This is a genomic window from Cellulomonas sp. HD19AZ1, from assembly GCF_004535805.1.
GTDB classification, from domain to species: Bacteria; Actinomycetota; Actinomycetes; order Actinomycetales; family Cellulomonadaceae; genus Cellulomonas; species Cellulomonas iranensis.
The window spans coordinates 436,655-460,313 of the sequence record NZ_SPHX01000001.1 but is presented as its reverse complement, the minus strand read 5'-3'; the positions used below and the strand labels follow the sequence as shown (position 1 = coordinate 460,313).

26 protein-coding genes and 1 tRNA gene are annotated in these 23,659 nt (G+C 76.9%); 8 read left to right on the top strand and 19 right to left on the bottom strand.

The genetic code is table 11. The features are described from left to right. Nucleotides 1-62: 62 nt before the first annotated feature. Nucleotides 63-2,738 (bottom strand): phosphoenolpyruvate carboxylase, encoded by a 2,676-nt coding sequence (locus E4A51_RS02105; protein WP_134850747.1) that lies wholly within the window; start codon nt 2,736-2,738, stop codon nt 63-65. A gap of 119 nt (nt 2,739-2,857) precedes the next feature. Between E4A51_RS02105 and E4A51_RS02100 the strand changes: the two genes are divergently transcribed. Continuing rightward, on the top strand, nt 2,858-3,295 hold the full coding sequence (locus tag E4A51_RS02100; protein WP_240696341.1) for a hypothetical protein: 438 nt from the start codon (nt 2,858-2,860) through the stop codon (nt 3,293-3,295). Nucleotides 3,296-3,303: 8 nt separating this feature from the next. Here E4A51_RS02100 and E4A51_RS02095 read toward each other — a convergent pair whose 3' ends face one another. Next, on the bottom strand, nt 3,304-3,918 hold the full coding sequence (locus tag E4A51_RS02095; RefSeq protein WP_134850746.1) for an NADPH-dependent F420 reductase: 615 nt from the start codon (nt 3,916-3,918) through the stop codon (nt 3,304-3,306). 81 nt (nt 3,919-3,999) lie between these two features. Here E4A51_RS02095 and E4A51_RS02090 point away from each other — a divergent pair, with 81 nt between their 5' ends. The 3 genes from E4A51_RS02090 (at nt 4,000) to E4A51_RS02080 (ending at nt 5,850) form a co-directional block, all read left to right on the top strand. Next, complete coding sequence (locus tag E4A51_RS02090; RefSeq protein WP_134850745.1) at nt 4,000-4,500, top strand: MarR family winged helix-turn-helix transcriptional regulator; 501 nt, start codon at nt 4,000-4,002, stop codon at nt 4,498-4,500. Between the two features lie 100 nt (nt 4,501-4,600). Continuing rightward, nucleotides 4,601-5,359, top strand: a complete 759-nt coding sequence (locus tag E4A51_RS02085; RefSeq protein ID WP_134850744.1) for a DinB family protein — start codon at nt 4,601-4,603, stop codon at nt 5,357-5,359. 86 nt (nt 5,360-5,445) lie between these two features. After that, nucleotides 5,446-5,850: a TIGR03618 family F420-dependent PPOX class oxidoreductase gene (locus E4A51_RS02080; protein ID WP_240696340.1), complete on the top strand. Its 405-nt coding sequence runs from the start codon at nt 5,446-5,448 to the stop codon at nt 5,848-5,850. 47 nt (nt 5,851-5,897) lie between these two features. Here E4A51_RS02080 and E4A51_RS02075 read toward each other — a convergent pair whose 3' ends face one another. The 3 genes from E4A51_RS02075 to E4A51_RS02065 form a co-directional block, all read right to left on the bottom strand. Continuing rightward, the gene (locus E4A51_RS02075; protein WP_167748800.1) at nt 5,898-6,374 is read right to left on the bottom strand and encodes a serine hydrolase domain-containing protein; all 477 of its coding nucleotides are present in this window, start codon (nt 6,372-6,374) and stop codon (nt 5,898-5,900) included. Nucleotides 6,375-6,483: 109 nt separating this feature from the next. Further along, complete coding sequence (locus tag E4A51_RS02070; RefSeq protein WP_370297417.1) at nt 6,484-7,191, bottom strand: response regulator; 708 nt, start codon at nt 7,189-7,191, stop codon at nt 6,484-6,486. Further along, nucleotides 7,188-8,048 carry a sensor histidine kinase gene (locus E4A51_RS02065; protein ID WP_134850741.1) on the bottom strand — a complete coding sequence of 287 codons (861 nt, stop codon included), beginning with the start codon at nt 8,046-8,048 and terminating at the stop codon, nt 7,188-7,190. The genes E4A51_RS02070 and E4A51_RS02065 overlap by 4 nt, the downstream gene beginning before the upstream one ends. A gap of 133 nt (nt 8,049-8,181) precedes the next feature. Between E4A51_RS02065 and E4A51_RS02060 the strand changes: the two genes are divergently transcribed. The 4 genes from E4A51_RS02060 (at nt 8,182) to soxR (ending at nt 10,968) form a co-directional block, all read left to right on the top strand. Continuing rightward, entirely contained in the window at nt 8,182-8,892 is a 711-nt protein-coding gene (locus tag E4A51_RS02060) for an ABC transporter ATP-binding protein (protein ID WP_134850740.1), read from the top strand. Next, nucleotides 8,889-9,680, top strand: coding sequence for an ABC transporter permease (locus E4A51_RS02055; RefSeq protein ID WP_134850739.1), 792 nt, complete (start codon nt 8,889-8,891; stop codon nt 9,678-9,680). The genes E4A51_RS02060 and E4A51_RS02055 overlap by 4 nt, the downstream gene beginning before the upstream one ends. Continuing rightward, complete coding sequence (locus E4A51_RS02050) at nt 9,677-10,396, top strand: ABC transporter permease (protein ID WP_134850738.1); 720 nt, start codon at nt 9,677-9,679, stop codon at nt 10,394-10,396. The genes E4A51_RS02055 and E4A51_RS02050 overlap by 4 nt, the downstream gene beginning before the upstream one ends. A gap of 68 nt (nt 10,397-10,464) precedes the next feature. Beyond that, nucleotides 10,465-10,968 carry a redox-sensitive transcriptional activator SoxR gene (gene soxR / locus E4A51_RS02045; RefSeq protein ID WP_134850737.1) on the top strand — a complete coding sequence of 168 codons (504 nt, stop codon included), beginning with the start codon at nt 10,465-10,467 and terminating at the stop codon, nt 10,966-10,968. A 73-nt stretch (nt 10,969-11,041) separates the two neighbouring features. On the opposite strand, the gene E4A51_RS02040 is transcribed toward soxR, so the two are convergent. The 14 genes from E4A51_RS02040 to proB all read right to left on the bottom strand — a co-directional run bounded on the left by E4A51_RS02040 (nt 11,042) and on the right by proB (nt 23,601). Then, on the bottom strand, nt 11,042-12,037 hold the full coding sequence (locus tag E4A51_RS02040) for a LacI family DNA-binding transcriptional regulator (RefSeq protein ID WP_134850736.1): 996 nt from the start codon (nt 12,035-12,037) through the stop codon (nt 11,042-11,044). Between the two features lie 164 nt (nt 12,038-12,201). Next, a complete protein-coding gene (locus E4A51_RS02035; protein ID WP_134850735.1) occupies nt 12,202-13,293 on the bottom strand; it encodes a Gfo/Idh/MocA family protein in 1,092 nt (363 codons plus the stop codon). 4 nt (nt 13,294-13,297) lie between these two features. Beyond that, nucleotides 13,298-14,404 carry a Gfo/Idh/MocA family protein gene (locus E4A51_RS02030; RefSeq protein WP_134850734.1) on the bottom strand — a complete coding sequence of 369 codons (1,107 nt, stop codon included), beginning with the start codon at nt 14,402-14,404 and terminating at the stop codon, nt 13,298-13,300. 23 nt (nt 14,405-14,427) lie between these two features. Beyond that, the gene (locus E4A51_RS02025; protein WP_134850733.1) at nt 14,428-15,594 is read right to left on the bottom strand and encodes a Gfo/Idh/MocA family protein; all 1,167 of its coding nucleotides are present in this window, start codon (nt 15,592-15,594) and stop codon (nt 14,428-14,430) included. Nucleotides 15,595-15,779: 185 nt separating this feature from the next. After that, nucleotides 15,780-16,664 carry a transketolase family protein gene (locus E4A51_RS02020; protein ID WP_134850886.1) on the bottom strand — a complete coding sequence of 295 codons (885 nt, stop codon included), beginning with the start codon at nt 16,662-16,664 and terminating at the stop codon, nt 15,780-15,782. After that, nucleotides 16,664-17,350, bottom strand: a complete 687-nt coding sequence (locus tag E4A51_RS02015) for a transketolase (RefSeq protein WP_046528702.1) — start codon at nt 17,348-17,350, stop codon at nt 16,664-16,666. The genes E4A51_RS02020 and E4A51_RS02015 overlap by 1 nt, the downstream gene beginning before the upstream one ends. 146 nt (nt 17,351-17,496) lie before the next feature. After that, nucleotides 17,497-17,569 (bottom strand) — tRNA-Ala (locus tag E4A51_RS02010). Nucleotides 17,570-17,670: 101 nt separating this feature from the next. Beyond that, a complete protein-coding gene (locus E4A51_RS02005) occupies nt 17,671-18,369 on the bottom strand; it encodes a histidine phosphatase family protein (protein ID WP_046528703.1) in 699 nt (232 codons plus the stop codon). Further along, nucleotides 18,366-18,749, bottom strand: a complete 384-nt coding sequence (gene rsfS, locus E4A51_RS02000; RefSeq protein WP_070320490.1) for a ribosome silencing factor — start codon at nt 18,747-18,749, stop codon at nt 18,366-18,368. Before rsfS ends, E4A51_RS02005 begins: the two co-directional genes overlap by 4 nt. A gap of 64 nt (nt 18,750-18,813) precedes the next feature. Further along, complete coding sequence (locus E4A51_RS01995; RefSeq protein ID WP_134850732.1) at nt 18,814-19,575, bottom strand: hypothetical protein; 762 nt, start codon at nt 19,573-19,575, stop codon at nt 18,814-18,816. Nucleotides 19,576-20,122: 547 nt separating this feature from the next. Then, the gene (nadD, locus tag E4A51_RS01990) at nt 20,123-20,740 is read right to left on the bottom strand and encodes a nicotinate-nucleotide adenylyltransferase (RefSeq protein ID WP_082131383.1); all 618 of its coding nucleotides are present in this window, start codon (nt 20,738-20,740) and stop codon (nt 20,123-20,125) included. Nucleotides 20,741-20,742: 2 nt separating this feature from the next. Next, the gene (locus E4A51_RS18195) at nt 20,743-20,898 is read right to left on the bottom strand and encodes a hypothetical protein (protein WP_163276453.1); all 156 of its coding nucleotides are present in this window, start codon (nt 20,896-20,898) and stop codon (nt 20,743-20,745) included. Nucleotides 20,899-21,032: 134 nt separating this feature from the next. Further along, nucleotides 21,033-22,340: a glutamate-5-semialdehyde dehydrogenase gene (locus E4A51_RS01985; protein WP_134850731.1), complete on the bottom strand. Its 1,308-nt coding sequence runs from the start codon at nt 22,338-22,340 to the stop codon at nt 21,033-21,035. A gap of 112 nt (nt 22,341-22,452) precedes the next feature. After that, the gene (proB, locus tag E4A51_RS01980; protein ID WP_134850730.1) at nt 22,453-23,601 is read right to left on the bottom strand and encodes a glutamate 5-kinase; all 1,149 of its coding nucleotides are present in this window, start codon (nt 23,599-23,601) and stop codon (nt 22,453-22,455) included. Nucleotides 23,602-23,659: the final 58 nt, after the last annotated feature.

The following is a 23,659-nucleotide window of genomic DNA, read 5'->3' as shown; positions in this document are numbered from 1 at the left end:
CCCCACGCACGACGCCCCGTCCCGCACGTGCGGGACGGGGCGTCGGCCCGGGTCGGCCCCGGTCAGCCCGTGTTCTGCAGACCCGCGGCCACGCCGTTGACGCTCAGCAGCAGCAGGCGCCGCAGGTCGTCGACCGACTCGGCGTCGTCGCCCGTGCGCAGGCCGCGCAGCGCGCGCAGCTGCAGCAGCGACAGCGCGTCGACGTAGGGGCTGCGCAGCTGGACGGCGCGCCCCAGGATGCGCCGGTTCGACAGCACGCCCGTGCTGCCCGTGATCGCGAGCACCCACCGGCGCGTGAGCCGCATCTCGTCGAGGATCATCTGCGCGAGGTCGTCGCGGTCGCCCAGCGCCAGGTAGCGCGCGGCGATGCGCTCGTCGGTCTTGGCGAGCGACATCTCGACGTTGTCGATGATGGTCGCGAACAGCGGCCACTCGGCGTACGCGGTGCGCAGCTCGGCGAGGTCGCCGACCGACTCGAGCGCGGCGCCCAGGCCGTACCAGCCGGCCAGGTTGATGCGCGCCTGCGACCACGAGAACACCCACGGGATCGCCCGCAGGTCGTCGAGCGAGGAGACCGAGAGGCCGCGGCGCGCGGGGCGCGAGCCGATCGGCAGGAGGCCGACCTCCTCGAGCGGCGTGACCTGCGCGAACCACGACGGGAACCCGTCGGCGCGCACGAGGCCGTGGAACCGCTCGCGCGACGCGACGTCGAGGCGCTTGGCGAGGTCGGCGAACCGCTCGGCGGCGTCGTCGTTGCGCCGCACGACGCTGGGCGCGTCGGCGAGGAGGGTCGCCGCCGTGACCTGCTCGATGTGCCGCGTCGCGATGTCGGCGTCGCCGTACCGGGCGAAGATGACCTCGCCCTGCTCGGTGAGCTTGAAGCGACCGTCGACGGAGCCCGGGGGCTGCGCGAGGACGGCGCGGTTGGCGGGGCCGCCGCCGCGCCCGAGCGCGCCGCCGCGCCCGTGGAAGAGCGTGAGGACGATGTCGTGCTCACGCGCCCAGCGGGCGATGCGGCGCTGCGCGTCGTCGAGCGCGAGCGTCGCGGACACCGGTCCGACGTCCTTGGACGAGTCGGAGTACCCGAGCATGACCTCGACGCGGCGGCCGTTGGCGGCCAGGCGCTCCTGCACGCGCGGGTGCTGCAGCGACGCCTCGAGGATGTCGACGCTGTTCTCGAGGTCCGCGAACGTCTCGAACAGCGGGATCGCGTCGATGACGGGCGCGTGCTCGGCGCCGCCGAACGCGAGCTCGGCGAGCCGGTACACGGCCGCGAGGTGCTCGGGCGACTGCGTGAACGACACGATGTAGCGGCGCGCCGCCGCGACGCCGAAGCGGCGCTGCACGGTGCCGAGCGCCCGGAACGTGTCGAGCACCTCGACGGTCATGGGGGCGAGCTCGCCGTCGACGCCGTTGGCCTCGATGTCCGCGAGCGCGGCCGCGTGCACCTGGGAGTGCTGGCGCACCTCGAGCTCGGCGAGGTGGAACCCGAAGGTCTGCACCTGCCACACCAGGCGCTGCAGGTCGCCGTACGCGGCGCGACGCGCGCCCGCGGCCTCGAGCGAGGACTGCACGACGCGCAGGTCGGCCTCGAGCTCGGCGGCGTTCGCGTACGCGAGGTCCGCGTCGCGGCGGCGGGTCGCGGCGATCCGCTCGATGACGACGAGCAGCGCGCGACGGTGCGGCTCGTTGGGGGCGTCGTCGGCGGCCTTGGCGGCGATCTGCTCGGCGAGCGACCGCTGCCGCTGCCACAGGGCGCTGAGCTCGGGCGAGGCCGGGGTGCCGACGCCGTCGAGCGTGAGCGCCGCGGCCGTGCGCCGCGCGGAGGCGAGGAGGGCGTCGAGCGCGTGCTCGGAGGCGAGCACGGCGGCGGCACGCGTGACCTCGGCCGTGACGTTGGGGTTGCCGTCACGGTCGCCGCCGATCCACGAGCCGAGCCGCGCGAACGGCGCGACGACGGGCGCGGTGGTGCCGGCGTCGCCCGCGAGCAGCCAGTCGTCGAGACGGCGGTAGACGGTCGGCAGCACGTCGGCGAGCGTCGAGTCGAAGATCGACAGCACGGTCGCGACCTCGTCGAGGACCGTGGGCTTGGCCGCGCGCAGCGGCGACGTGCGCCACAGCGTGTCGATCTCGGCCAGCAGCCGCCGCTCGTTCTCGACGAGCGACGTGCCGCCGACGTGCAGCGTGTCGCGCTCGGCGACGAGCTCGGCGATGCGGCGGATCGACCCGGCGACGGCGCGCCGGCGCGCCTCGGTCGGGTGGGCCGTGAAGACCGGGCGGAACTCGAGGCCGCGCAGGCGCTCGCGCGCCGCGTCCTCGCCGATCTCGGCCGCGAGCTGCTGGTAGGCGGCCGGCAGCGAGTCGTCGGGCGCGAGCTCGTGCGGCGCGAGACGCGACTCGCGGTCGCGCAGCACCCGCACGCGGTGGTACTCCTCGGCGAGGTTCGCGAGGTGGAAGTAGCACGTGAAGGCGCGCGCCACCTGCTCGGCGCGTTCGCGCGTGAAGCCGGCGACGAGCGCCTCGGCGGCGCCGAGGGCGTCGCCCCCGGGCTCGCCGTGCGACGCGATGGTGAGCTCGCGGAGGCGCTCGACGTCGGCGAGCAGGTCCTCGCCGCCGGCCTCGCGCAGCACGCGACCCAGCAGCTCGCCCAGCAGGCGCACGTCGTTGCGCAGCGGCTCCGGTACCTCGTGGCTGACGACGCCGCGAGGGACGTCCGACCCGATCTGCGGTTCGTTCACGGGGCAAAGGTAAGGGACGTCCCACCACTCGCGCCCGTCGCGACCGACGGGTGGGCGCCACGACCTGGGCGCGCTCCGGCCGTGGACTCGCGCCGGGGGCCACGTGGCATGCTGGGCGCGTGGCCCTGTTCCGCCGCCGGCCCGAGGTGCCGGCGCACGTCGAGGACGGCTTCAGCGCTGCCGAGGCCCCGGCCATGCAGCGCTCGATCCTGGAGGCGCTGGGCCTCGGCGACCGACCCGCCCCCGCGGTCGTCCCCGCGCGCCTGCGGGTCGAGGGCGGCGCCGACGACCGGCTCGTGCTGGTGTGGCGCAACGTCATCGTGGGCTTCGTGCCCCCGGGGGCGACCGCGCCGCTCGCCGCGCAGCTCGCGGCGGCGGGCGACGCGACGCTGGTCGCACCCGGTGCGGTGCACCACGTCGACGGGACGTGGCGCGTGTGGGTCGGTGCGGTGCCGACCGGCGGCTTCCCGCCGGTGCCCGACGGGCTGGACACGCTCGCACCGCCCGAGACGACGATCCTGGGCGTGCCCGTCCGGCGGCTCGACCACCGCGGCTGAGCGGCCGGTCAGACCAGCGCGAACCCGCCGGTCCAGCCGATGGTCTCGCGGACGGCGAGCGTGAGCTGCAGGAACCCGAGCGCCTCGAGCTCGTGGGCCCGCGCGAGCGCACCCGCGTCGACGACGCGCACGGCACCGCCGAAGGCCTGCGTGAACGCGGCCTTGGCGTCGGCGTCGTCGCCCGCGACGAGCACGGTCGTCGGCACGTCGCCGACGGTGCCGGTCGCGAGCGTCGCGGCGAACGTCGTGTTGAACGCCTTGAGGACGTGGGCGCCGGGCAGCTGCGCGGCGATCTCCGCCGCCGCGGACGAGCCCGCGGGCACGACGAGCGAGTCGAACGTCGTGAAGTCGAGCGGGTTGGTGATGTCGACGACGACGCGCCCCGCGAGCTGGTCGCGGTAGGTGGCGAGCACCTCGCCCACGGCGGGGTAGGGCAGCGCCAGGGCGACGACGTCGCCCGTGACCGCGTCGCCGAGGGCGCCGCTCGTCGCGCCCGCCGGAGCGGCCTGCGCGGCCTGCGCCGCGTCGCGCGCCAGCACCTGGACCTGCGTGCCCGCCCGGGCCGCGAGGCCCGCGATCGCCGCACCCATGCTGCCCGCGCCGATGACCGTGACCGTGCTCATGTCGACCTCCAGAAAACTTGTTGGCGCAACCAACGTAGACCTCTGTAGTTGTCGCGTCAACTTTCCGGTAGGATCGCCGCCGTGACCACGTCGACCCCCTGGCTCTCCCCCGCCGAGCTGCGCGCGTGGCTCGGCCTCGTCGCCGTCGCCGAGCTCCTGCCCGCGCAGCTCGACTCCCAGCTCCAGCGGGACGCGACCCTCACGCACTTCGAGTACCAGGTGCTCGCGATGCTCTCGGAGGCGCCCGAGCACGTGCTGCGCATGTCGGCGCTCGCGCAGCGCACCAACGCGACACTCCCCCGCCTGTCGCACGTCGTGAAGCGGCTCGAGGACCGCGGCCTCGTCGAGCGCGCGCCCTGCGCGGACGACCGGCGCGCCACCAACGCGCACCTGACGCCGGCGGGCTGGGACCTCGTCGTCGCGTCCGCGCCCGGTCACGTGCGGACCGCGCGCGAGCTGGTGGTCGACGCGCTCACGCCCGCGCAGGTCGCCGAGCTCGAGACCATCACGCGAGCGATGCTCGGCCGGCTGGACCCCGAGGGACGCCTCACGCCCCCGCTCGACGGGGACACGCCCGGCTGAGCCCGGCCGGGCGCCACGCGACGGACCACCCGACGGGCGCGGCGTGCGCAGGCGCGCCGCGGGCAGGACAGGGGCCCGGGCCCGTGCCAGAGTCGGCGGCATGACCGAGGCCACCGGGGACACCCGCCGGCACGTCGAGACGTTCGTCGACCGCGACCTGCGCGGCGCACGGTTCGTGCGCAGCGACCTCACCGGCGCCGTCATGCGGGGCGTGCAGATCGGCGGCGCCGACATCGACGCGCCGTGGCTGCTCGACGGCGAGACCCGGCTGCTCGTCAACGGCGTCGACGTCGCGCCCTACGTCGACGCCGAGCTCGACCGCCGCTTCCCGGGCCGGGCGCTGCGCTCGGCCGGCACGCCGGACGGGCTCCGCGAGGCGTGGGCCACGGTCGAGGCCGCGTGGGCCGCCGCGCTCGCGCGCGCCGCGGCGCTGCCGCCCGGGTCCGTCGACCTCGCGGTGGACGGCGAGTGGTCGTTCGCGCAGACGCTGCGCCACCTCGTCATGGCCACCGACACGTGGCTGCGGCGCGCCGTCCTGGAGGTCGACGACCCGTACCACCCGATCGGCCAGCCCAACGTCGAGTACGCCGCCGACGGCCACGACCCCGCGGTCTTCGACCCGGGCACCCCGCCGTACGCCGACGTGCTGGCGGCCCGCGCGGACCGTCAGCGGCTCGTCCGCGAGCACCTCGCGACGGTCACCGCCGACGACCTCACGGGCGTCCGCCGCAACCCCTGGGCGCCCGACCACCCCGAGACCGTGCTCGCGTGCCTGCACACGATCCTCGAGGAGGAGTGGGAGCACCTGCGCTACGCGCTGCGCGACCTGCACGTGCTGGAGGCCCGCGCGACCCCGTGATGGCGCTTCACCCGGGCCGCGGATCCCGCGCGGGCGGCCGCCGGGGTCGAGGGGACCCACCGGTCGGTCCGCCGTACGCTCGGGCGGTGCACGTCCTCACCGCACCCCAGCTGGCGTTCGTCACCGAGCGCCACCTCGCGACGCTCACGACCCCGCGCGCCGACGGCACGCCGCACGTCGTGCCCGTGGCGTTCACGTGGGACGCGGCGGCGGGCGTCGCACGGACCACGACCGGGCCCGCGACCGTCAAGGCCGCGAACGCGCGCCGCGGGGACGGCCGGGGCGGCCCCGCGCGCGCGGCGCTGTGCCAGGTCGACGGCCGGCGCTGGCTCACGCTCGAGGGCACCGTGACCGTCACCGACGACCCCGGCGAGCTCGACGAGGCCCTGCGCCGGTACGCCGAGCGGTACCGCCCGCCGCGCGCAGGCGTCGAGCGCGTCGTGCTGCGCCTCGCCGTGGACCGCGTGATGTCGTCGCGCGACCTGCGCTGACGGCGGCGCGACAGCACGGCGGCCCCGACGCACGCGGCACCGGGGTGTCACGCCCAGCCGTGCACCGCGGCGAGCGCCACGAGGCGCCGCCCCACCACCGAGCCGGTCTGCGCGACGCCCGGCTCGCAGTTGACCAGCACCGCTGCCGCACCGCGCGAGCGGGGGTACCAGCGCACCTGCCCCTGGAAGCCCCGACCCCGGTGCGCGAGCAGCTGCCAGGGCGTCGGCCCGGTCTCCCCCGGCACCTCGACGGGCACGAGCGCGCGCACGTCGTCGTGCAGGCCGAGCACGCCGCGCGCCGCGAGGCGCAGCACGACGACCGCGGCCACCGTCTTGGCCTTGGCCACGGAGCACAGGTGGAACGGCGTTCGGGGGGTCGCGGCGACGCCCGTGACGGTGTCGGCGGGCCCCGTGACGTCCACGAGCACGGCGCCGTCGCCCGGGAGCACCACCGTCGCGACCGCGGCAGCACCGCCCGGCACGTGCCGGTCCTCGACCGCTCCCGCTGCACCGTCCTCGACCACGCGCCCCACCTCTCCCGTCGGTGACGCGACGCTAGCGCCCGGCACCCACACGGGCCGAGGCGGGTCGCCGACCGGCACGTGCGGCCACCGCGACCCGCGACCACCGCGGTCAGGCCACCCCGACGAGCCCCGACTCGTAGGCCGCGATGACGAGCTGGGCGCGGTCGCGCGCGTGCAGCTTCGCCAGCAGGTTGCCGACGTGCGTCTTCACGGTCTTGACCGAGATCACCAGCGCGGCGGCGACCTCGTCGTTCGACAGCCCGCGCGCGACGTGCGCGAGCACCTCGGTCTCGCGCGGCGTCAGCGCGGGCCGTGCGGCCGGCCGGTCGACGTAGTGCTCGACGAGCCGCGCGAGGATCGCGGGAGCGAACAGCGCGTCGCCCGCGTGCGTGCGCCGCACGGCGTCGAGCAGCTGCTCGGGGTGCGCGTCCTTGAGCAGGAACCCGCTCGCGCCCGCGCGCAGCGCGCCGTACACGTACTCGTCGAGCTCGAACATGCTCAGCACGAGCACGCGCGTGCCCGCGAGCGCGGGCGAGGCCGTGATGCGACGCGTCGCCTCGATGCCGTCGCCGCCCGGCATGCGGATGTCCATGAGCACGACGTCGGGCACGAGCGCGTGCGCCCGGGCGACGGCCTCGGAGCCGGTCGCGGCCTCGCCGACGACGACCGTGCCCGACGCGCCGTCGACGAGGACGCGCAGGCTGTGACGCAGCAGCGGCTGGTCGTCGACGACGAGCACGCGCACGTCCGGCACCGCGACGCCGTCGCGCCCGGAAGGGTCGTCGCGCGCGACGCCCTCGCCCGCAGTGCCGGTCACGCCGCACCCCCGGCGGGCACCCGCACGCGCACCGCCCAGCCGTCGCCGTGCGGCCCCGCGGTCAGCGAGCCGCCCGCGACGGCGACCCGCTCCCGCAGGCCCGCGAGCCCGTGACCGGCACCGGGTCGCGGCTCCCAGCCGACCTCGGGGCCCGCGTCGTGCACGTCCGCGACGAGGTCGTCAGCCTCGCGGCGCACCACGACGGAGACGGCGGTCGGCCCGGCGTGCCGGACCGTGTTCTGGAGCGACTCGCGGACGACGGCGCACACCGTGAGCTGAGCGAGCGGCGCGACGTCGCCGAGACGCTCCAGGTCGACCTCGAGCGTCGGGGCGGTCACGCCCGCGGCGGCGGCCTCGACGACCTCGGGGAGGTCGGCGAGCGTGTCCGCCGGGCGCAACGGCGCGGGACCGGGCGAGCGCAGCACCGTGAGCATGCGTCGCAGCTCGTCGGTGGTCCGCCGCGAGGCGTGCTCGATGTCCGCGAGCGCACGCGCCCGCTCGACCGCACCGTCCACGCCCGGGACGCTGCGCGCGGCGGCGGCCCGCAGCGTGATGAGCCCCAGGCCGTGCGACGCGAGGTCGTGCAGATCCCGCGCGATCCGCAGCCGCTCGGCCTGCGCGGCGCGCTCGGCCGCCCACCCGGCGAGCTCGTCCTCGTACCGCCGCCGCTCGTCGCGCAGCCGCAGGGACGCCGAGAGCGTCGCGCCCCCGACCACGGTGATCGCGAGGGTCCAGGCGACCGCGACCGATCCGGGTCCCTCCACCCCGACGGTCGCGAACACGAGCACCACGACCCCGACGGCGGCGGCCACCGCGGTCCAGGCGCGGGAGCGCCAGATCGGCCGGTCGGTGTCCATGGGCGCCAGCGTAGGGACCCGGCCCCGCGCACGGATCGGACCAGGGTCGCAGGGACCCGGGTCCCGCGAGGCCGTCCGCGGCCCGGGCCGGGGGCCGATGCGCCCCCGTGAGCCCGCCTGGTGGCATGGCCGCATGCTCTCGATCACGGGTCTCGCCAAGCGGCACGGACCGCACCAGGTGCTCCACGACGTCACGTTCCATGCGCTGCCCGGGCGCGTCACCGCGTTCCTCGGCCCGAACGGCGCCGGCAAGTCCTCGACCCTGCGGATCCTGCTCGGGCTCGACCGCGCGACGGCCGGCACGGCGCTGGTCGACGGGCGGCCGTACCGGGCGTTGCGCGACCCGCTGCGCACGGTCGGGTCGATGCTCGACGGACCCGGTGCGCACCGCTCGCGCACCGCGCGCAACCACCTGTCGTGGGTGGCCCTCGCAGCCGGCGTCCCGCAGCGCCGCGTCGACGAGGTGCTCGCTCAGGTCGGCCTCGCGGGCGCGGGCCGCACGCGCGTCGGGCGGTTCTCGCTCGGCATGGGGCAGCGGCTCGGCCTGGCGACCGCGCTCCTGGGCGAGCCGCGCGCGCTGGTGCTCGACGAGCCCGTCAACGGACTGGACCCCGAGGGCATCCGGTGGATCCGCGGGCTGCTGCGCGGGCACGCGGACGCCGGTGGCACCGTCCTGCTGTCGAGCCACCTCATGGGCGAGGTGGCCGGCGTCGCCGACGACGTCGTGCTGCTCGCCGGCGGACGCGTCGTCGCGGCGGGTCCACTCGCCGACGTCACCGCCGGGCACGCGTCGCTCGAGGACGCGTTCTTCGCGCTGACGACGAGGACGGAGGCGACGCGGTGAGCGGGGTGCGCACGCTCACCGCCGAGATCGGCAAGCTCGCGGCGCTGCCGGCGGCGTGGGTCGCGGTCGCGGTCGCGACGCTGGGCTCGCTGGGCGTCACGGTGCTCAACGCCGCGGGCGTGCGCGACGCCGTCGCGGCCGGCGACAGCGCCGCCCTGGGCTACACGTCGGCCGTCGAGGCGGCGTTCTCGGCCGTCCCGCTCGGCACCGTGGGCGCCGTGATCCTGGGCGTCGTCGCGATGAGCAGCGAGTACACGCCGAACGGCACCGAGGCCGGCGGTGGCCGGCAGATCACCACGACGCTCACGACCACGCCCTCGCGGTGGCGCGTGCTCGTCGCGAAGGCGCTCGCCGTCAGCGCGCTCGTGCTCCTCGTGGCCGCGGTGACGGTGCCCGCGTGCCTCGCGGTCGCGCACGTGCTCGTCGGTGACGTCCCGGACGGGGGCGCACCGCACGACGCCGTCGCGCGCACCGTGGGCACCGCCGTCTACTGGGCCCTCACCGCCCTCCTCGCGCTCGCGGTCACGGTCGTCACGCGCAGCGGTCTCGTGCCCCTCGTGGTGCTCGTCGTCAACAGCTCGACGGTCTCGTTCTCGCTGCTCGTCGGGCGCCTCACGCCGCTGGCCCGGTTCCTGCCCGACGCGGCCGGGATCTCGCTGTTCGCGCGCGACTGGGAGCCGCCGGGCGGTGTCGCGCTCGCGCCGCTCGCCGGCGGCCTGGTCATGGCGGCGTGGGCCGTGGGCGCCCTCGCGGTCGCGGGTCTCGTGCTCACGCGGCGCGACGCGTGAGCGCGCCGCTCGCCCGCGTCGTGACCGCCGAGCTCGTCAAGCTGCGGGGGCTGCCCGCGGTCGTGGGGGTGGTCCTCGGGACGCCCGTCGTGGCGGCCACGCTCGCGGCGGCGCACGCGGCGGCCGCCGCCGCGGGGGCCTCGGCGGGCGGCCTCGCGCTGGCGACGGTGCCGTACCTCCAGGTCGCGACGGTGCTCGTCGGCGTCCTCGCGGCGGGCACGGAGCACGCCGGACGCCAGATCGCCACGACCCTGACGGTCACGCCCGCCCGGTGGCGCCACCTGGCGGCGCAGTCGCTGGCCGTCGCGGCGACGTCCGCGCTGACCGCGTGCGCGGGGCTCGCCGCCGCGCTCACGGCTGCCGCGGCGTGGGGGCCGGGCGACGGCGTCCCCGGCGCGAGGTCCGGCGTCCGCCCGCTGCTCGGGGCCCTCGTGGCGCTCGTGCTCGTCGGCCTGCTCGCGCACGCGGTGACCGTGCTCACCCGGTCGCTCGTCGGTGCGCTCGTCGCGACGCTCACGCTCCTGCTCGTCGTCTCCCCGCTGGTGGCGGCGGTCACCGAGCACGCGCGCTGGCTGCCCGACCGCGCGGGGTCGCTGCTGTACCTGCCGGGCCGCGACCCGGTGCTCGGTCCGGTCGGCGGGGGTCTCGTGCTCGTCGCGTGGGTCGCGGCGGCCGTCCTGGCCGCGGGCTGCGCGTCCGCGCGCCGCGACGTCTGACGGCGAGGCTTGAACCTCGACCGTGGTTGAGGTCTAGGGTCGGCTCGACGTCCACGACGGGAGACGCTGTGCGGTCCGACGACCTGCTCACGGTGGGCGAGGTCGGCGCGCGCACCGGCCTCGCCCCCTCCGCCCTGCACTTCTACGAGCGCGAGGGGCTCATCGCGTCGTCGCGCACGGCCGGGAACCAGCGGCGCTACCCGCGGCACATGCTGCGGCGGATCTCGCTGGTGCTGGTCGCCAAGCGGCTCGGCATCCCGCTGGGCGAGGTCGCCGAGGCGTTCCGCGACCTGCCGATGGACCACGAGCCGACGCGCGCCGACTGGCAGCGGGTGTCCCGCGTGTGGAAGGTCCGGCTCGAGCAGCGTCGCGAGGCGATCGTGCGGCTCGAGAAGGAGCTCGTCGGGTGCATCGGCTGCGGGTGCCTCGCGATGCGCTCGTGCGACCTGCTCAACCCCGAGGACGTGCTGGGAGCCGACGGGACGGGACCGCAGCGGCTCGGTGCCGTCGCGGGGGGCCAGGTGTCCGCCGCCCGCCCGGCGCGGGCGTCCGGGGGGCGCACGCCGCGGTGACTCGCGCTGACGCCCGGGTCTGCGACGCCCCGGCACCGAGCACGACGGTCACGCCCGACCGCACGTCGTCGGGTCACGACGCCGTGGCGTCCCCCGTGGACTCACGCCAGACCACCGTCATCACGCCGACGTCCGACCGGTCCGGCTCGGCCCCGTCGATCTCGGCGACCAGCCGCCGCACGCCCCGTCGGCCGATCCCGACGCGGTCCACGGCCACCGTGGTGAGCGACGGGGTCATGAAGCGCCCCATGTCCATGTCGTCCCACCCGCTCACCCCCAGGTCGCCCGGCACCGCCCAGCCCCGCTCCCGGGCCGCGCGCACCGCCCCGGCCGCCAGCAGGTCGTTGGCCGCGACGAGGCCGAGCGGCCGGACCGCCCCCGGCAGGTCGCGGACGGCGGCGTACCCGGCGCGTCCGCCCCAGTCGCCCTCGACCGCACCGAGCGACTCCAGGCCGAGCGCGTCGACGGCCTCGAGGTAGGCACGGCGCCGCGACCGCGCGGCCGCGTGGTCGGCCGGCCCGCCGACGTGCAGGAACCGCCGGTAGCCCGCGTCCGCCAGCCGCTCCACGAGGGTGCGCACCGCCGACGCGTCGGTGAACGAGCCCGCGGGGCGCGTGCGCGCGTCGAACTCGTCGGACACCACCACCGGGCACGCGAGCGCGCCGTCGACGACCGCGTCCACCTCGACCGGCGCGTACACGACGACGCCCTCGAAGCTCCCGGAGCGCGCGAGCTCGACGACCCGTTCCGTGCACGACGCCGCGGACGGCCCGGCGTCGTGGACCTCGAGCACGTAGCCCGCCTCCCGCGCGGCGGCGCCCGCACCCGACAGGACGTCGGTCGCCCGGTACATGACGACGCCCAGGACGACCGCGAGCCGACCGGTCCGGCGCGTGCGCATCGACCGCGCCGCGAGGTTCGGGCGGTACCCGAGCTCGTCGATCGCCCGCAGCACCCGGGCGCGCGTCGCGGGCGCGACGTTGACCCGCCCCGTGAGGACGTGCGACACGGTCGCCTGCGCGACGCCCGCGAGCCGCGCGACGTCCCGGCTGGTCGGCTGCCGCGTCACGCCCCGTCACCTCCCGGACACCGACCGGCCCGCACCGGGCGGGGCCCGCGGAGGACCGCCCGTCCGCGCTGCCGCCACCCTAGTGCGCACGACGCGCGGCCCGGGCCCGCCGTCGGCGGTCACCCGCACGGGCCGCCCCCGGAGTCGGACCGGGCCGGGTCAGGTCACGTCAGGTCGACGGGCGACCCGGACCGCGCCGAGCGGTAGACCGCGTCGACGACCTCGAGCGCGCGGATCCCGTCCTCCACGCCGACGCGCGGGGGTCGCCCCTCGCGCACGGCACGGACCACGTCGGCGAGCTGCCGCTCGTGCGCGACGCCCCAGCCGCCCGCCACCTCGTGCTCGGCCGTGCGGCTGCCGGTCCCCGCCACGGCCAGCGCGTCCGCGGTCACCTCGGCCCGCGGGCTCGGGACCTCGCCGAGCCGCGCGTCGACCACCACGCGGTCGCCCTCGACGACGACCGACCCGGCCGTGCCGTGCAGCGCGAGGCGCGCCGGGAACCCCGGGGCGACGGCGGTCGACGCCGCGAGCGTGCCGAGCGCCCCGCTCGTGAAGGTCAGGGTCGCGCACACGACGTCCTCGACCTCGATGTCGTGCAGCCGCGTGGCCGCCGCCGCCTGGACCCGCGCGACCGGACCGGCGGTCGCGAGCATGAGGTCGACCGTGTGGATCGCCTGGTTGACGAGCGCGCCGCCGCCGTCGCCGTCGACCGTGCCGCGCCACGCGTCCGCCGCGTAGTACGCCGGGTCGCGCCACCAGGGCACGCGCGCGTCGACGAGCACGGGCACGCCGAGCGCGCCCGTCGCGACGAGGTGCTCGACGTGCGCGGTGGCGTCGTCGAAGCGGTGCTGGCTGACCACCGCGACGGTCCGCCCGGACCGGCGGGCCGCCGCCGCGAGGTCCCGTGCCGCGGTGAGCGTGACGTCGACGGGCTTCTCGACGACCACGTGCTTGCCGGCGGCGAGCGCCGCCACGGCGAGCGCGGCGTGCCCGCCGCTGGGCGTGCAGACGCTGACGGCCTCGACCGCGGGGTCCGCGAGCACGTCGCCCCACGACCGCGCCTGCGCCCCGTGCTCGTCGGCGAGGGTCCGCGCGCGGCTCTCGACGACGTCGACGCACGCGACGAGGCGCGCCGCGGTCGCGCCGCCGCGCGCCGCGAGGCCCGCGAGCGCCCGCGCGTGCGTCCGCGCGATGTTCCCGCAGCCCACGATCGCGAACGTCAGCGGGGACGCCGGCGTCCCGGACCCGTCCGTCATCGCGTCACGCCCCGGCCCGGTCCGTCCCGCGACCCGGGCCCGGCGTCAGGTCGCGCGCGCCCAGCTGCGCGCGGATGCTCAGCTCGGCCGCCGCGAACGCGTGCTCCTGCGTCATGGCGGTCTCGGTCCGCTCGAGGCAGTCGCGGATCAGCAGGCCGAAGAACGGGTACCCGACGTCGCCGCGCGTGACGAGGTGGTGCTCGGAGGTCCCGTCGACGAGGAACACGTGGCCCGGGCCCTCGTCCGTGCCGACGTTCACGAACTTGCGCAGCTCGATGTAGCCGTCGGTCCCCAGCAGCAGCGTGCGCCCGTCGCCCCAGGTCCGCAGGCCGTCGGGCGTGAACCAGTCCACGCGGCAGTACCCGGTCGCGCCGTTGTCGAGCACGACGTTCGCGTCGCCGAAGTCGTCGAGCCCGGGCGTGCGCGGGTTCGCGTAGTTCGCGATCGAGGCGTTCACGACGGTGCCGCCGGAGGCGCCCGTGTAGTGGAGCATCTGCTCCATGTTGTGGCTGCCGATGTCGCACAGGATCCCGCCGTACCGCTCACGGTCGAAGAACCAGTCGGGACGTCCGGACCCGAGCCGGTGCGGCCCGAGCGCGAGCACCTGCACGACGCGCCCGATCGCGCCCCGTTCGACGAGCTGGCCGGCGAGCACCGCCGCCTCGACGTGGATGCGCTCGGAGTAGTAGACGGCGTACTTCAGCCCGGTGCGCGCCGTGGCCTCGCGCGCGGCGGCCAGCTGGTCGAGCGTCGTGAGGGGTGCCTTGTCGGTGAAGTAGTCCTTGCCCGCCGCGATGACCCGCAGGCCCAGCGCGCAGCGCTCGGACGGCACGGCGGCGCCGGCGACGAGCCGCACGGCGGGGTCGCCCAGCACCTCGTCCTCGGAGCGCGCCGCGCGCGCCTGCGGGAAGCGCGCGCGGAACCGCTCGACCTTGACGGGGTCGGGGTCCCACACCCAGGTCAGGGTGCCGCCCGCGCCGATCAGGCCCTCGCACATGCCGTAGACGTGGCCGTGGTCGAGGCCGACGGCCGCGAACGGGAACTCCCCCGGCTCGACGACGGGCGCGGGCACGGGCTCCGGGGCGTACGCGGCCCCGTCGGCGGTGCTCATGGTCTCTCCTCGGTCTCGTCCGGTCACCGGGCGTCCGCGGCGGCGCCGCCGACCCGGATCTGGCCGGGCAGGCCCGCGACGGACCCGGTCTTCTCGTAGAAGTGCGGCGCGCGCTCGACGAGCGTGCCGGCGCGGTAGTACGGGTCGTCGGGCGTGATCGGCAGGGGCACCGTGCGGTGCTCGATGCCGGAGGCGTAGATCGCCGTGACCAGCTCGACGGCGTTCCTGCCGTCCTGCGCGTCGATCGCCGGGGCGCGCCCGTCGCGCACGGCGGCGAGGACGTCGCCGATCTGGCCGGTGTGCCCCTGGTGCGGCAGCGCGGGGAGCGCCGCCGCGAGCGCCTCGAGCCGCTCGACCAGCTCCGGGTCGCCGCCGGGGGCACCGAAGCCGTTGGGCGCGGCGACGTCGGCGACGACCTTCCACGGCTGCGACACGCGCGCCCGCTCACCCTGGACGACGATGCCCTGCTCCTCGCCGTGGTGGACGACCGACGCGGTGACGGTGGCCAGCGCGCGCTCGTACGCCAGGACCGCGACCGAGAGGTCCTCGACCTCGGCGTTGTCGTGCTGCGCGTTGGTGAGGACCGCGGTCACGGCCCGGGGGCGACCCAGCAGCCAGAGCGTGAGGTCGAGGTGGTGGATCGCGTGGTTGAGCGTGCAGCCGCCGCCCTCCGACGCCCAGGTGCCGCGCCAGTCGAGGTCGTAGTACGCCCGGCCGCGCCACCAGGCGGAGTCCACCCGCGCGTGCGAGACCGTGCCGATCAGGCCCGAGTCGAGCGCCGCCTTGAGGGTCGCCATGTCGTCCCGGAACCGGTTCTGGGCGACGACGGAGCAGATCCGGCCCGCGCGCTCGGCGGCCGCGATCATGGCGTCGCAGTCCTCGAGCGACGGCGACATGGGCTTCTCGACCAGCACGTGCACGCCCGCCTCGAGCGCGGCGACCGCGAGGTCGCGGTGGGTCGCCGGCGGTGTCGCGACGCTGACGAGGTCGAGGTCCTCGGCCGCGAGCATGGCACGCGCGTCGTCGTGGACGCGGGCGCCGTCGAGCCCGAACTCGGCGCGCCGGGTCCGGGCCCGCTCCGGCTGGACGTCGCAGAGCGCCACCACCTCGCAGTCCTGGCCGAACCGGCCGTACCCCTGCAGGTGGGCGCCGGAGATCCCTCCGGCGCCGATGATCCCGACCTTCAGCATCGTCGTCCTCCCGATCGCGCGCGGGCCGCTCTGCCCACGGGCAGCCGCCCGGCCCGTCGGGGGGCGCGCGCGGCTTGATACGTATCAACATACGTGGCGCGCGGCGGCCTGACCACCCCGACGGCGCACGCACGCGGAGGCGGACGGGACGCCGTGCGCCCCGCCCGCCTCCGGGCCGCCCGCGGTCAGGCGTCCGCACCCCCGTGCCCCAGCACGCGCGCACGGACGCCCGCCGCGTCGAGCCCGTGCAGCCGCGCGTGGTCGGCGGGCGTGCCGTACGTCCGCCGCTCCTCGCGCCCCACGCCGACGTGCTCGACCTCGACGCGCCGCCCCCGCAGCGCGGCGGCCACCTCGGGGGCGGTCGTCCCCTCGAGGTACGGCTCGACGACCACGACCCGCACGTGGTGCTCGGCGAGCGCGCGCAGCGTGCCGCGGTCGAGCGGGAACGGCGTGGCCGTGTACGCGAGCGTCACGCCGAGCCCCTCGACCGCCTGCTGCGTGGCCGCGAGCGCGGGCCCGACCGCGAGCACGAGCGTCCCGCGCCCGTGCCGGACCACGTGGATCCCGCCGTCGGCGGGCCACGCCTGCGGGTTCACCTGCGACGACAGCCGGACGTACTGCCGGTCGTCGGCACGCGCCGCGGCACGCACCAGCGTCTCGACCTCGTCGGGGTGCCCCGGGGTGTGCAGGCGCCAGCCGGGCAGCGCGCTGAGCAGCGCCACGTCGGCCGGGCTCTGGTGCGTGCGCCCCTCGCTCGCGGCGTCGAAGCTCGCACCGATCGACACGAGCACCGCACCGAGGTCCTGGTGGGACAGGTCGAGCTTCACCTGCTCGTACGGTCGCTCCACGAGGAACGGCGCGTAGCTGTGCACGAACGGGCGCAGACCCGCGAGCGCGAGCCCCGCGGCGACGCCGACCATGGTCTGCTCGCGGATCCCGACGTTGAGCACGCGCTCGTCGGCCGGCTCGCCCGCGACGAGCCCGAGGGGGCCGATGTCCGCCAGCACGAGCGCCGTCCGCTCGTCCGTGCGCAGCAGGTCGGCCATCGTGGCGTAGAACCGGGCGCGCATCACGACCCCTTCCTGGCGGTGCGGACGACCGTCACGTGCGGGCGGTCGCCGTGCACGCGCAGCGAGTCGCGCAGCGCGTCGTGGTCGGCCGTGTCGACGACGGCCCCCGTCCAGCCCTCGTGCTGGAACCGCGTGACGATCCCGCCGGGCCAGCCGAGCGTCGCCGAGTCGTTGTCGACGACGACGCACGCGAGGCGACCGAGCCCCCAGCGGCCCGCGACCGCGATCGCCTCGTGGTTGCTGCCCTCGTCCAGCTCGGCGTCCCCGACCAGCACGACGACCCGTCCGGGCGCACCCGCGATCTCCAGGCCCCGCGCGAGCCCCACCGCGATCGGCAGCCCGTGCCCGAGCGAGCCCGACGAGATCTCCACGGGCGGCACGAGCAGCCGGTCCGGGTGGTGCCCCAGCGGCGAGCCGGGCCCCGCGAGGTCGTCGAGCCACGACGCGGGGATCAGGCCCTTCGTCGCGAGCACCGCGTAGTACGACGCCGGGCCGTGCCCCTTGGACAGCAGGAACCGGTCCCGCTCGGACCAGGGGTCGAGCCGCAGGACCTGGTCGTGCAGGACCCACAGCACGTCGAGCGTGGACTGCGCGGCGGCGTCGTGCTTCTCGTCGCCGGTGACGCGCGTGAGGTGGCGCAGCAGGGTGTCGGGCAGGCGGTCGGTCAGGGGTGGTGAGGTGCTCATGCCCCCACGCTCGGTGCTCAACAGAGGTTGAGGTCAAGGGGCGTGCCGCGTGCGACGTCGTCGACGTCGCGGCGCCGCGCGAACGACGGCGGCACCGGGAACGACGAAGGCACCGTCCAGGTCCCTGGACGGTGCCTTCGTTCCGGTGGAGCTGAGGGGACTCGAACCCCTGACCCCCTGCATGCCATGCAGGTGCGCTACCAGCTGCGCCACAGCCCCGTGGTCCCCGAGAGGACCCCGTCGCCCCGAGGGGCGCCCGGAGAGTTTACGACGATCCGAGCGTCGAAAGCGAATCGGGCGCCGGGGCGACGGGCGTGACGTCAGTCCGGGTCGCGGACCGCGTCGTCGTCGTCCCCCGCCGGCTCCGGGTCGGGGCCCGCGTTCCAGTCGGACGACGCGTCCGTCGGGCCCACGTTGAAGCCCAGGAGGCGCCAGGCCGGGTCGACGCCCGGGCCCGAGCGCACGAGCTCGACCCAGTGCGCGTTGTGCAGCCCGCCGACCCCGCGCCACGCGGGGTCCTGCCCCAGCAGCGCCGCCACGAGCGCACCGATCGCCGCGCCGTGCGACACGACCACCAGGCCGCCGCCGTCCGGCGTCCGCTCGAGCTGGTCCGCGACCGCGCCCGTGAGCCGCGCCGCGAGGTCCGCGCGCGTCTCCGCGCCGACGCCCGTCGGGTCGCCCCCCGCGCGCCACACGCCGAACTCCCCCGGCCAGCGCGCGTCGATCTCCGCGCCCGTCAGGCCCTCCCACTCGCCGAACGACCGCTCGCGCAGCCGCGGGTCGGTCTCGAGGGGCAGGTCGAGCGCGCGCGTGAGGTAGGTCGCCGTCTCGACCGCACGCGTGAGGTCCGACGACACGACGCGCGCGGGGCGCGCCCGCTGCGCGAGCCGCGACGCCGCCGTGCGCGCCTGCCAGTGGCCGACCTCGTCGAGCGGGATGTCGACCTGGCCCTGCAGGCGCGCGGCGGAGTTGTACGCGGTGCGGCCGTGCCGCCACAGCAGGAGGTGCTGCTGGGTCATGCGTCGGCCTGCTCGCCGCGCGCCTCGGGCGGCAGCTCGATGACCGGGCAGTCCTTCCACAGCCGCTCGAGGGCGTAGTACACGCGGTCCTCGGCGTGCTGCACGTGGACGACCACGTCGCCGAAGTCGATGAGCACCCAGCGCCCCTGGGACTTGCCCTCGCGGCGCACGGGCTTCGCGCCCAGCGTGTGCAGCGCCTCCTCGACGGCGTCGACGATCGCGCCGACCTGGCGCTCGTTCGTCCCCGACGCGATGAGGAACACGTCGGTGAGCACGAGCTGCTCGCTCACGTCGAGCGCGATGATCTCCTGCGCCTTGAGGTCGGAGGCCGCACGCGCGGCCGCGTGGGCCAGCTCGACGGCACGGGGGCTCGCGGTCACGGGGCTCCTCGGGGTGGTGTCGGTGCGCGCGGTCGCCGGGGCGGCGCCGAACGCGAGGGGGATGTCAGAGAGGGCCGGAGCCGTCGTGCACCACGACGCCGTCGACCACGCGGACGGCGGCGCCCGCGGCGGGCTCGTCGTTCCCGCTCGCCTGGATGTAGAGCAGCATCGCGAGGAAGCCGAGCACGAACGCGACGAGCGAGAGCACCAGCAGGTGCAGCCACGTGTAGGGGTGCCGGCGCGTCGTGGGCTCGTCGTCCTCGTCGAGGTCCTCGTCCTCGTCGTGCGCGACGGCCGACGCGGTGCGCGACGAGCCCCACGGCGTCGCCGCGGGTGCGTCGGACGCGCGCTCCGCGGGCGTGGGGGTCGCGGCCGGCCGCGGCCACGCGTCACCGGACGTCGTGCCCCCGGCGTCGGCCGCGCCCTGGACGGCGGGCCACGCGCGCCCGTCGGCGTCGGTGCGCTGCGGCGCGGCCGTCTGGAAGGAGCTCAGCGCGGGAGCCGCTGCCTCGGCAGCCGCCGGCCGCGGCGCCTCGGCCGGTGCCGCGGGGGTCCACGACCGCCCGGGTGCGGGTGCGGGTGCGGGGGACGCATGGGGAGCCGCCGCGGGAGCACCGCCGCCCCACGGCGTCGGCCGTGCCGACGGGGCCGCCGGCGAGGCCGCCGCGGCCGCCCAGCTCGGCCCCCCGGACGCCGGGGCGGGCGCGGGGCCGCTCTCCCGGGCCCAGGCCGGACCCTCGGACGCCTGACGTGGCGTCGGGGCACCACCCGGGGACGAGGCCGCCGGGGGCTGCGCCCAGGGGCGCGTCGCGGCGGGCGGCTGCACGGGTGCGGACGGTCGCGACGTGACGCGGGCGTCCGTCGACCCGGCACCGGACGCCGCACCCCAGGCGCCGCCGGACGCCGGCACGGGTCCCGCACCGGTCGCCGGGCGGGGCGCGGGGGCGGCCGGGCGCGGCGCCACCGGCGCGGTCGAGCGTGCGGTCGGGGCGGCGGGACGTGCCGCCGCGGGAGGCGTCGCCGCACGCGGGGCGGCGGTCGGGTCGAGCGCCGAGTCGCGGTACGAGCGGCGCGAGCGCGCACCGTCGGGCGACGCCGCGGGACCGGGCGCCGCCGGGGCCGACGGCGTCGGACCCGCCGGGACCGGGCCGGGCCGGGGCACCGACGCCTGCGGTGTCGGCGCGGCCGACCACGCGGACGGTGCGGCGCCGCCCGTGCCCGCGGGCGGGGTCACCAGACGGCTGCGCAGGGCGCGTCGCGAGCCGGGCGCCGGGGCACCGCCCCCGGAGGCCGGGGACGCCGGGGCGCCGGCGCCCTGTCCTCCGTCCTCGACCGCGCGCTCCATCTCACGACGGCGGCGACGCTCTCCGGGTTCACTCATCAGGACCTCGATACAACCTGTGCTTGGCGATGTACTGGACGACCCCGTCGGGGACGAGGTACCACACCGGCTCCCCCGCACGCGCTCGTGCGCGGACGTCGGTCGAGGAGATCGCCAGGGCCGGGACCTCCAGGACGTCGACCCGCCCGGAGGGCAGGCCGTCCACCGACAGCGTGTGCCCGGGGCGGGTGACCGCCACGAACCGCGCCATGTCGAAGAGCTCGGCAGCATCCTTCCACGTGAGGATCTGCGCGATCGCGTCGGCACCGGTGATGAAGAAGAGGTCGGCGTCCGGGCGCGCGGTCTTGAGGTCCCGGAGCGTGTCGACCGTGTACGTCAGGCCCGTGCGGTCGACGTCCACCCGGCTGACCGTGAAGCGCGGGTTCGACGCCGTGGCGATCACCGTCATGAGGTAGCGGTGCTCGGCCGGCGAGACGTCGACGTGCTGCTTGAACGTCGGCTTGCCCGTCGGCACGAACACGACCTCGTCGAGGTCGAACCGGGCGGCGGCCTCGCTGGCCGCGACCAGGTGGCCGTGGTGCACGGGGTCGAACGTGCCGCCCATCACCCCGAGGCGTGGGCGGGCAGGGACCCCCGCGGAGACCGGCACGGTCAGTGGCGGGTCCCGACGGACCGGAAGGCGTACGTGACGAGGAGCATCGCGAGGAGCCCCACGAAGGCGCCGACGCCGAACACGACGGGCGGGAACGGCAGCTCGCTCGCGTGGGCCGCGGTCTCCTCGGCGGCGGCGATCAGGGTGGCCTGCACGGCATCCTCCTGGGGGTCGTCGGTGGTGCGGGGACGGGGGTGGTGCGGGGGCGGCACGTCGGACGGAGGCCGCCCGACGCCGCAGCCACCCAGTGTCGCATGCCCGCCCGTGCGGACCGGGCACGCGACGGGTGTCAGGGGCGCACGTGCCCGTCGCCGTGCACGACCCACTTGGTCGTCGTGAGCTCCGCCAGCCCCATCGGGCCGCGGGCGTGCAGCTTCTGCGTCGAGATGCCGATCTCGGCGCCCAGCCCGAACTGGCCGCCGTCGGTGAAGCGCGTCGAGGCGTTGACGATCACGGCGGCCGCGTCGACCTCCGCGACGAACCGCTCGGAGGCCCGCAGGTCCCGCGTGAGGATCGCCTCGGTGTGCCCCGTGGACCAGCGCCGGACGTGGTCGATCGCGGCGTCGAGGTCGTCGACGACCCGCACCGCGAGGTCGAGCGACAGGTACTCGGTGCCCCAGTCGGCCTCGGTCGCCGGCACGGTCGCCACGCCCTGCGGCGCGTGCGCGAGCGTCGCGGCGTCGCCGTGCACCGTGACCCCGGCCTGGCCGAGCGCGGCCAGCGCGGACGGCAGGAACGCGTCGGCGACGTCGCGGTGCACGAGCAGCGTCTCGACCGCGTTGCACACCCCGACGCGCTGCGTCTTGGCGTTGAGCAGGATAGGCAGCGCGTCAGCGAGGTCGGCGCTCGCGTCGACGTAGAGGTGGCAGTTGCCGACGCCGGTCTCGATGACCGGCACGGTCGCCTCGCGCACGACCGTCGCGATGAGGTCGGCACCGCCGCGCGGCACGAGCACGTCGACCAGGCCGCGCGCGTGCATGAGGGCGACGCCGCCGGGACGCCCCCAGGCGTCGACCGACTGGACGAGGTCGCGCGGCAGGCCCTGCGCGGCGAGCGCCTCGGCGAGGACCTCGACGATCGTCGCGTTGCTGCTCGCGGCGGCCGACCCGCCGCGCAGCACGACCGCGTTCCCGCTCTTGAGCGCGAGGCCCGCCGCGTCCACGGTCACGTTGGGCCGCGCCTCGTAGATCATGCCGACGACGCCCATGGGCACGCGCACCTGACGCAGCCGCAGGCCGTTCGGCAGCGTCGAGCCGCGCACGACCTCGCCCACCGGGTCGGGCAGCGCCGCGAGCTCGCGCAGCGCGTCGGCGATCGCGACGACCCGCTCCGGGGTCAGCGCGAGGCGGTCGAGCAGGCCCTCGGACATCCCCCCGGCGCGTCCGCGGGCGACGTCCTCGGCGTTCGCGGCCAGCACGCGGTCGGTCGCCGCGACCAGCGCGTCCGCGAGCGCACGCAGCGCGGCGTCCTTCGTCGCGCGTGTCGCGGTCGCGAGCGCGCGCGACGCCTCGCGGGCACGGCGCGCGACCTCGAGGACGGCGACCTCGGGGTCGTCCTGCGCGAGCGCGGGCGTCGACTGCTCCAGGGACGTGGTCATGCGCCCAGGCTAGTCGCGCACGGGCGCGTGCGTGCCGGGCGCCCGCCTCGCGGACCGGCCCCGCGCGGGCGGCACGACGCCGGGCCCGTCACGCGCGCCCGACCGCGGCACCTCACCGCCGCCGACGCACCAGCACGAGGTCGTCGCGGTGCACGAGCTCACGGTCGTAGCCCGGCCCGAGCGTGTCGCGCAGGTCGCCCGTGCTGTGCCCCAGCAGCTGGGGCACCTCGTCCGAGCCGTAGGCCACCAGACCGCGCGCGACGACGCCGCCCGCGGCGTCCACGAGCTCGACGGGATCACCGGCCTCGAACGCGCCCTCGACGGCCGTCACGCCCGCGGGCAGCAGCGACGTGCGACGCTCGACGACGGCACGCACCGCACCGTCGTCGAGCACGAGCCGCCCGCGCGTGCGCGCCGCGTGCGCGAGCCACAGCAGCCGGATCGAGCGCCGCCGGCCCGTCGCGGCGAACCACGTGCCGACGTCCTCCCCCGCGAACGCGGCCGCCGCCTGCGCGGCCGACGTGAGGACCACCGGGATCCCCGACTGCGTCGCGATCGCGACCGACTCGATCTTGGTGACCATGCCGCCCGTGCCGACCGCGCTGCCGCGGGCCGTCACGTCCACGCCGTCGAGCTCGCCGGGCGCGCGCACCTCGGCGATGCGTCGCGACCCGGGCCGCGACGGCGGGCCCGTGTAGAGCGCGTCGACGTCGGTCAGCAGCGCGAGCGCGTCGGCGTGCACGAGGTGCGACACGAGCGCCGCGAGCCGGTCGTTGTCGCCGAACCGGATCTCGTCGGTCGCGACGGCGTCGTTCTCGTTGATGATCGGCACGACGCCGAGGTCGAGCAGGCGCGTCAGCGCACGGTGCGCGTTGCGGTAGCGCCCGCGCCGCCACGTGTCCTCGGCGGTCAGCAGCACCTGCGCGACCGTGAGGCCGTGCGCGGCGAACGCGCGCTCGTAGTCGGCGACGAGCAGGCCCTGCCCCACCGACGCGGCGGCCTGCTGCGTCGCGAGGTCCCGCGGGCGCGCAGGCAGCCCCAGCGGGCCGATGCCCGCCGCGATCGCACCCGAGGACACGAGCACGACCTGCGTGCCCGCCGCACGCCGTGCCGCGAGCACGTCGACGACGGCGGCGAGCCGCTGCGGGTCGAGGTGACCGTCCGGGGTCGTCAGGGACGACGACCCGACCTTGACGACGATGCGCCCGGCGTGCGGCAGCTGGTCTCGGCCCTGGAGGGCGACGGCACTCACGCAGGCCATGATGCCGCGCCGAGCGCCGTCGCCCGTGCGACGCCCGCCCCGCGGACGGGCCGCGGGC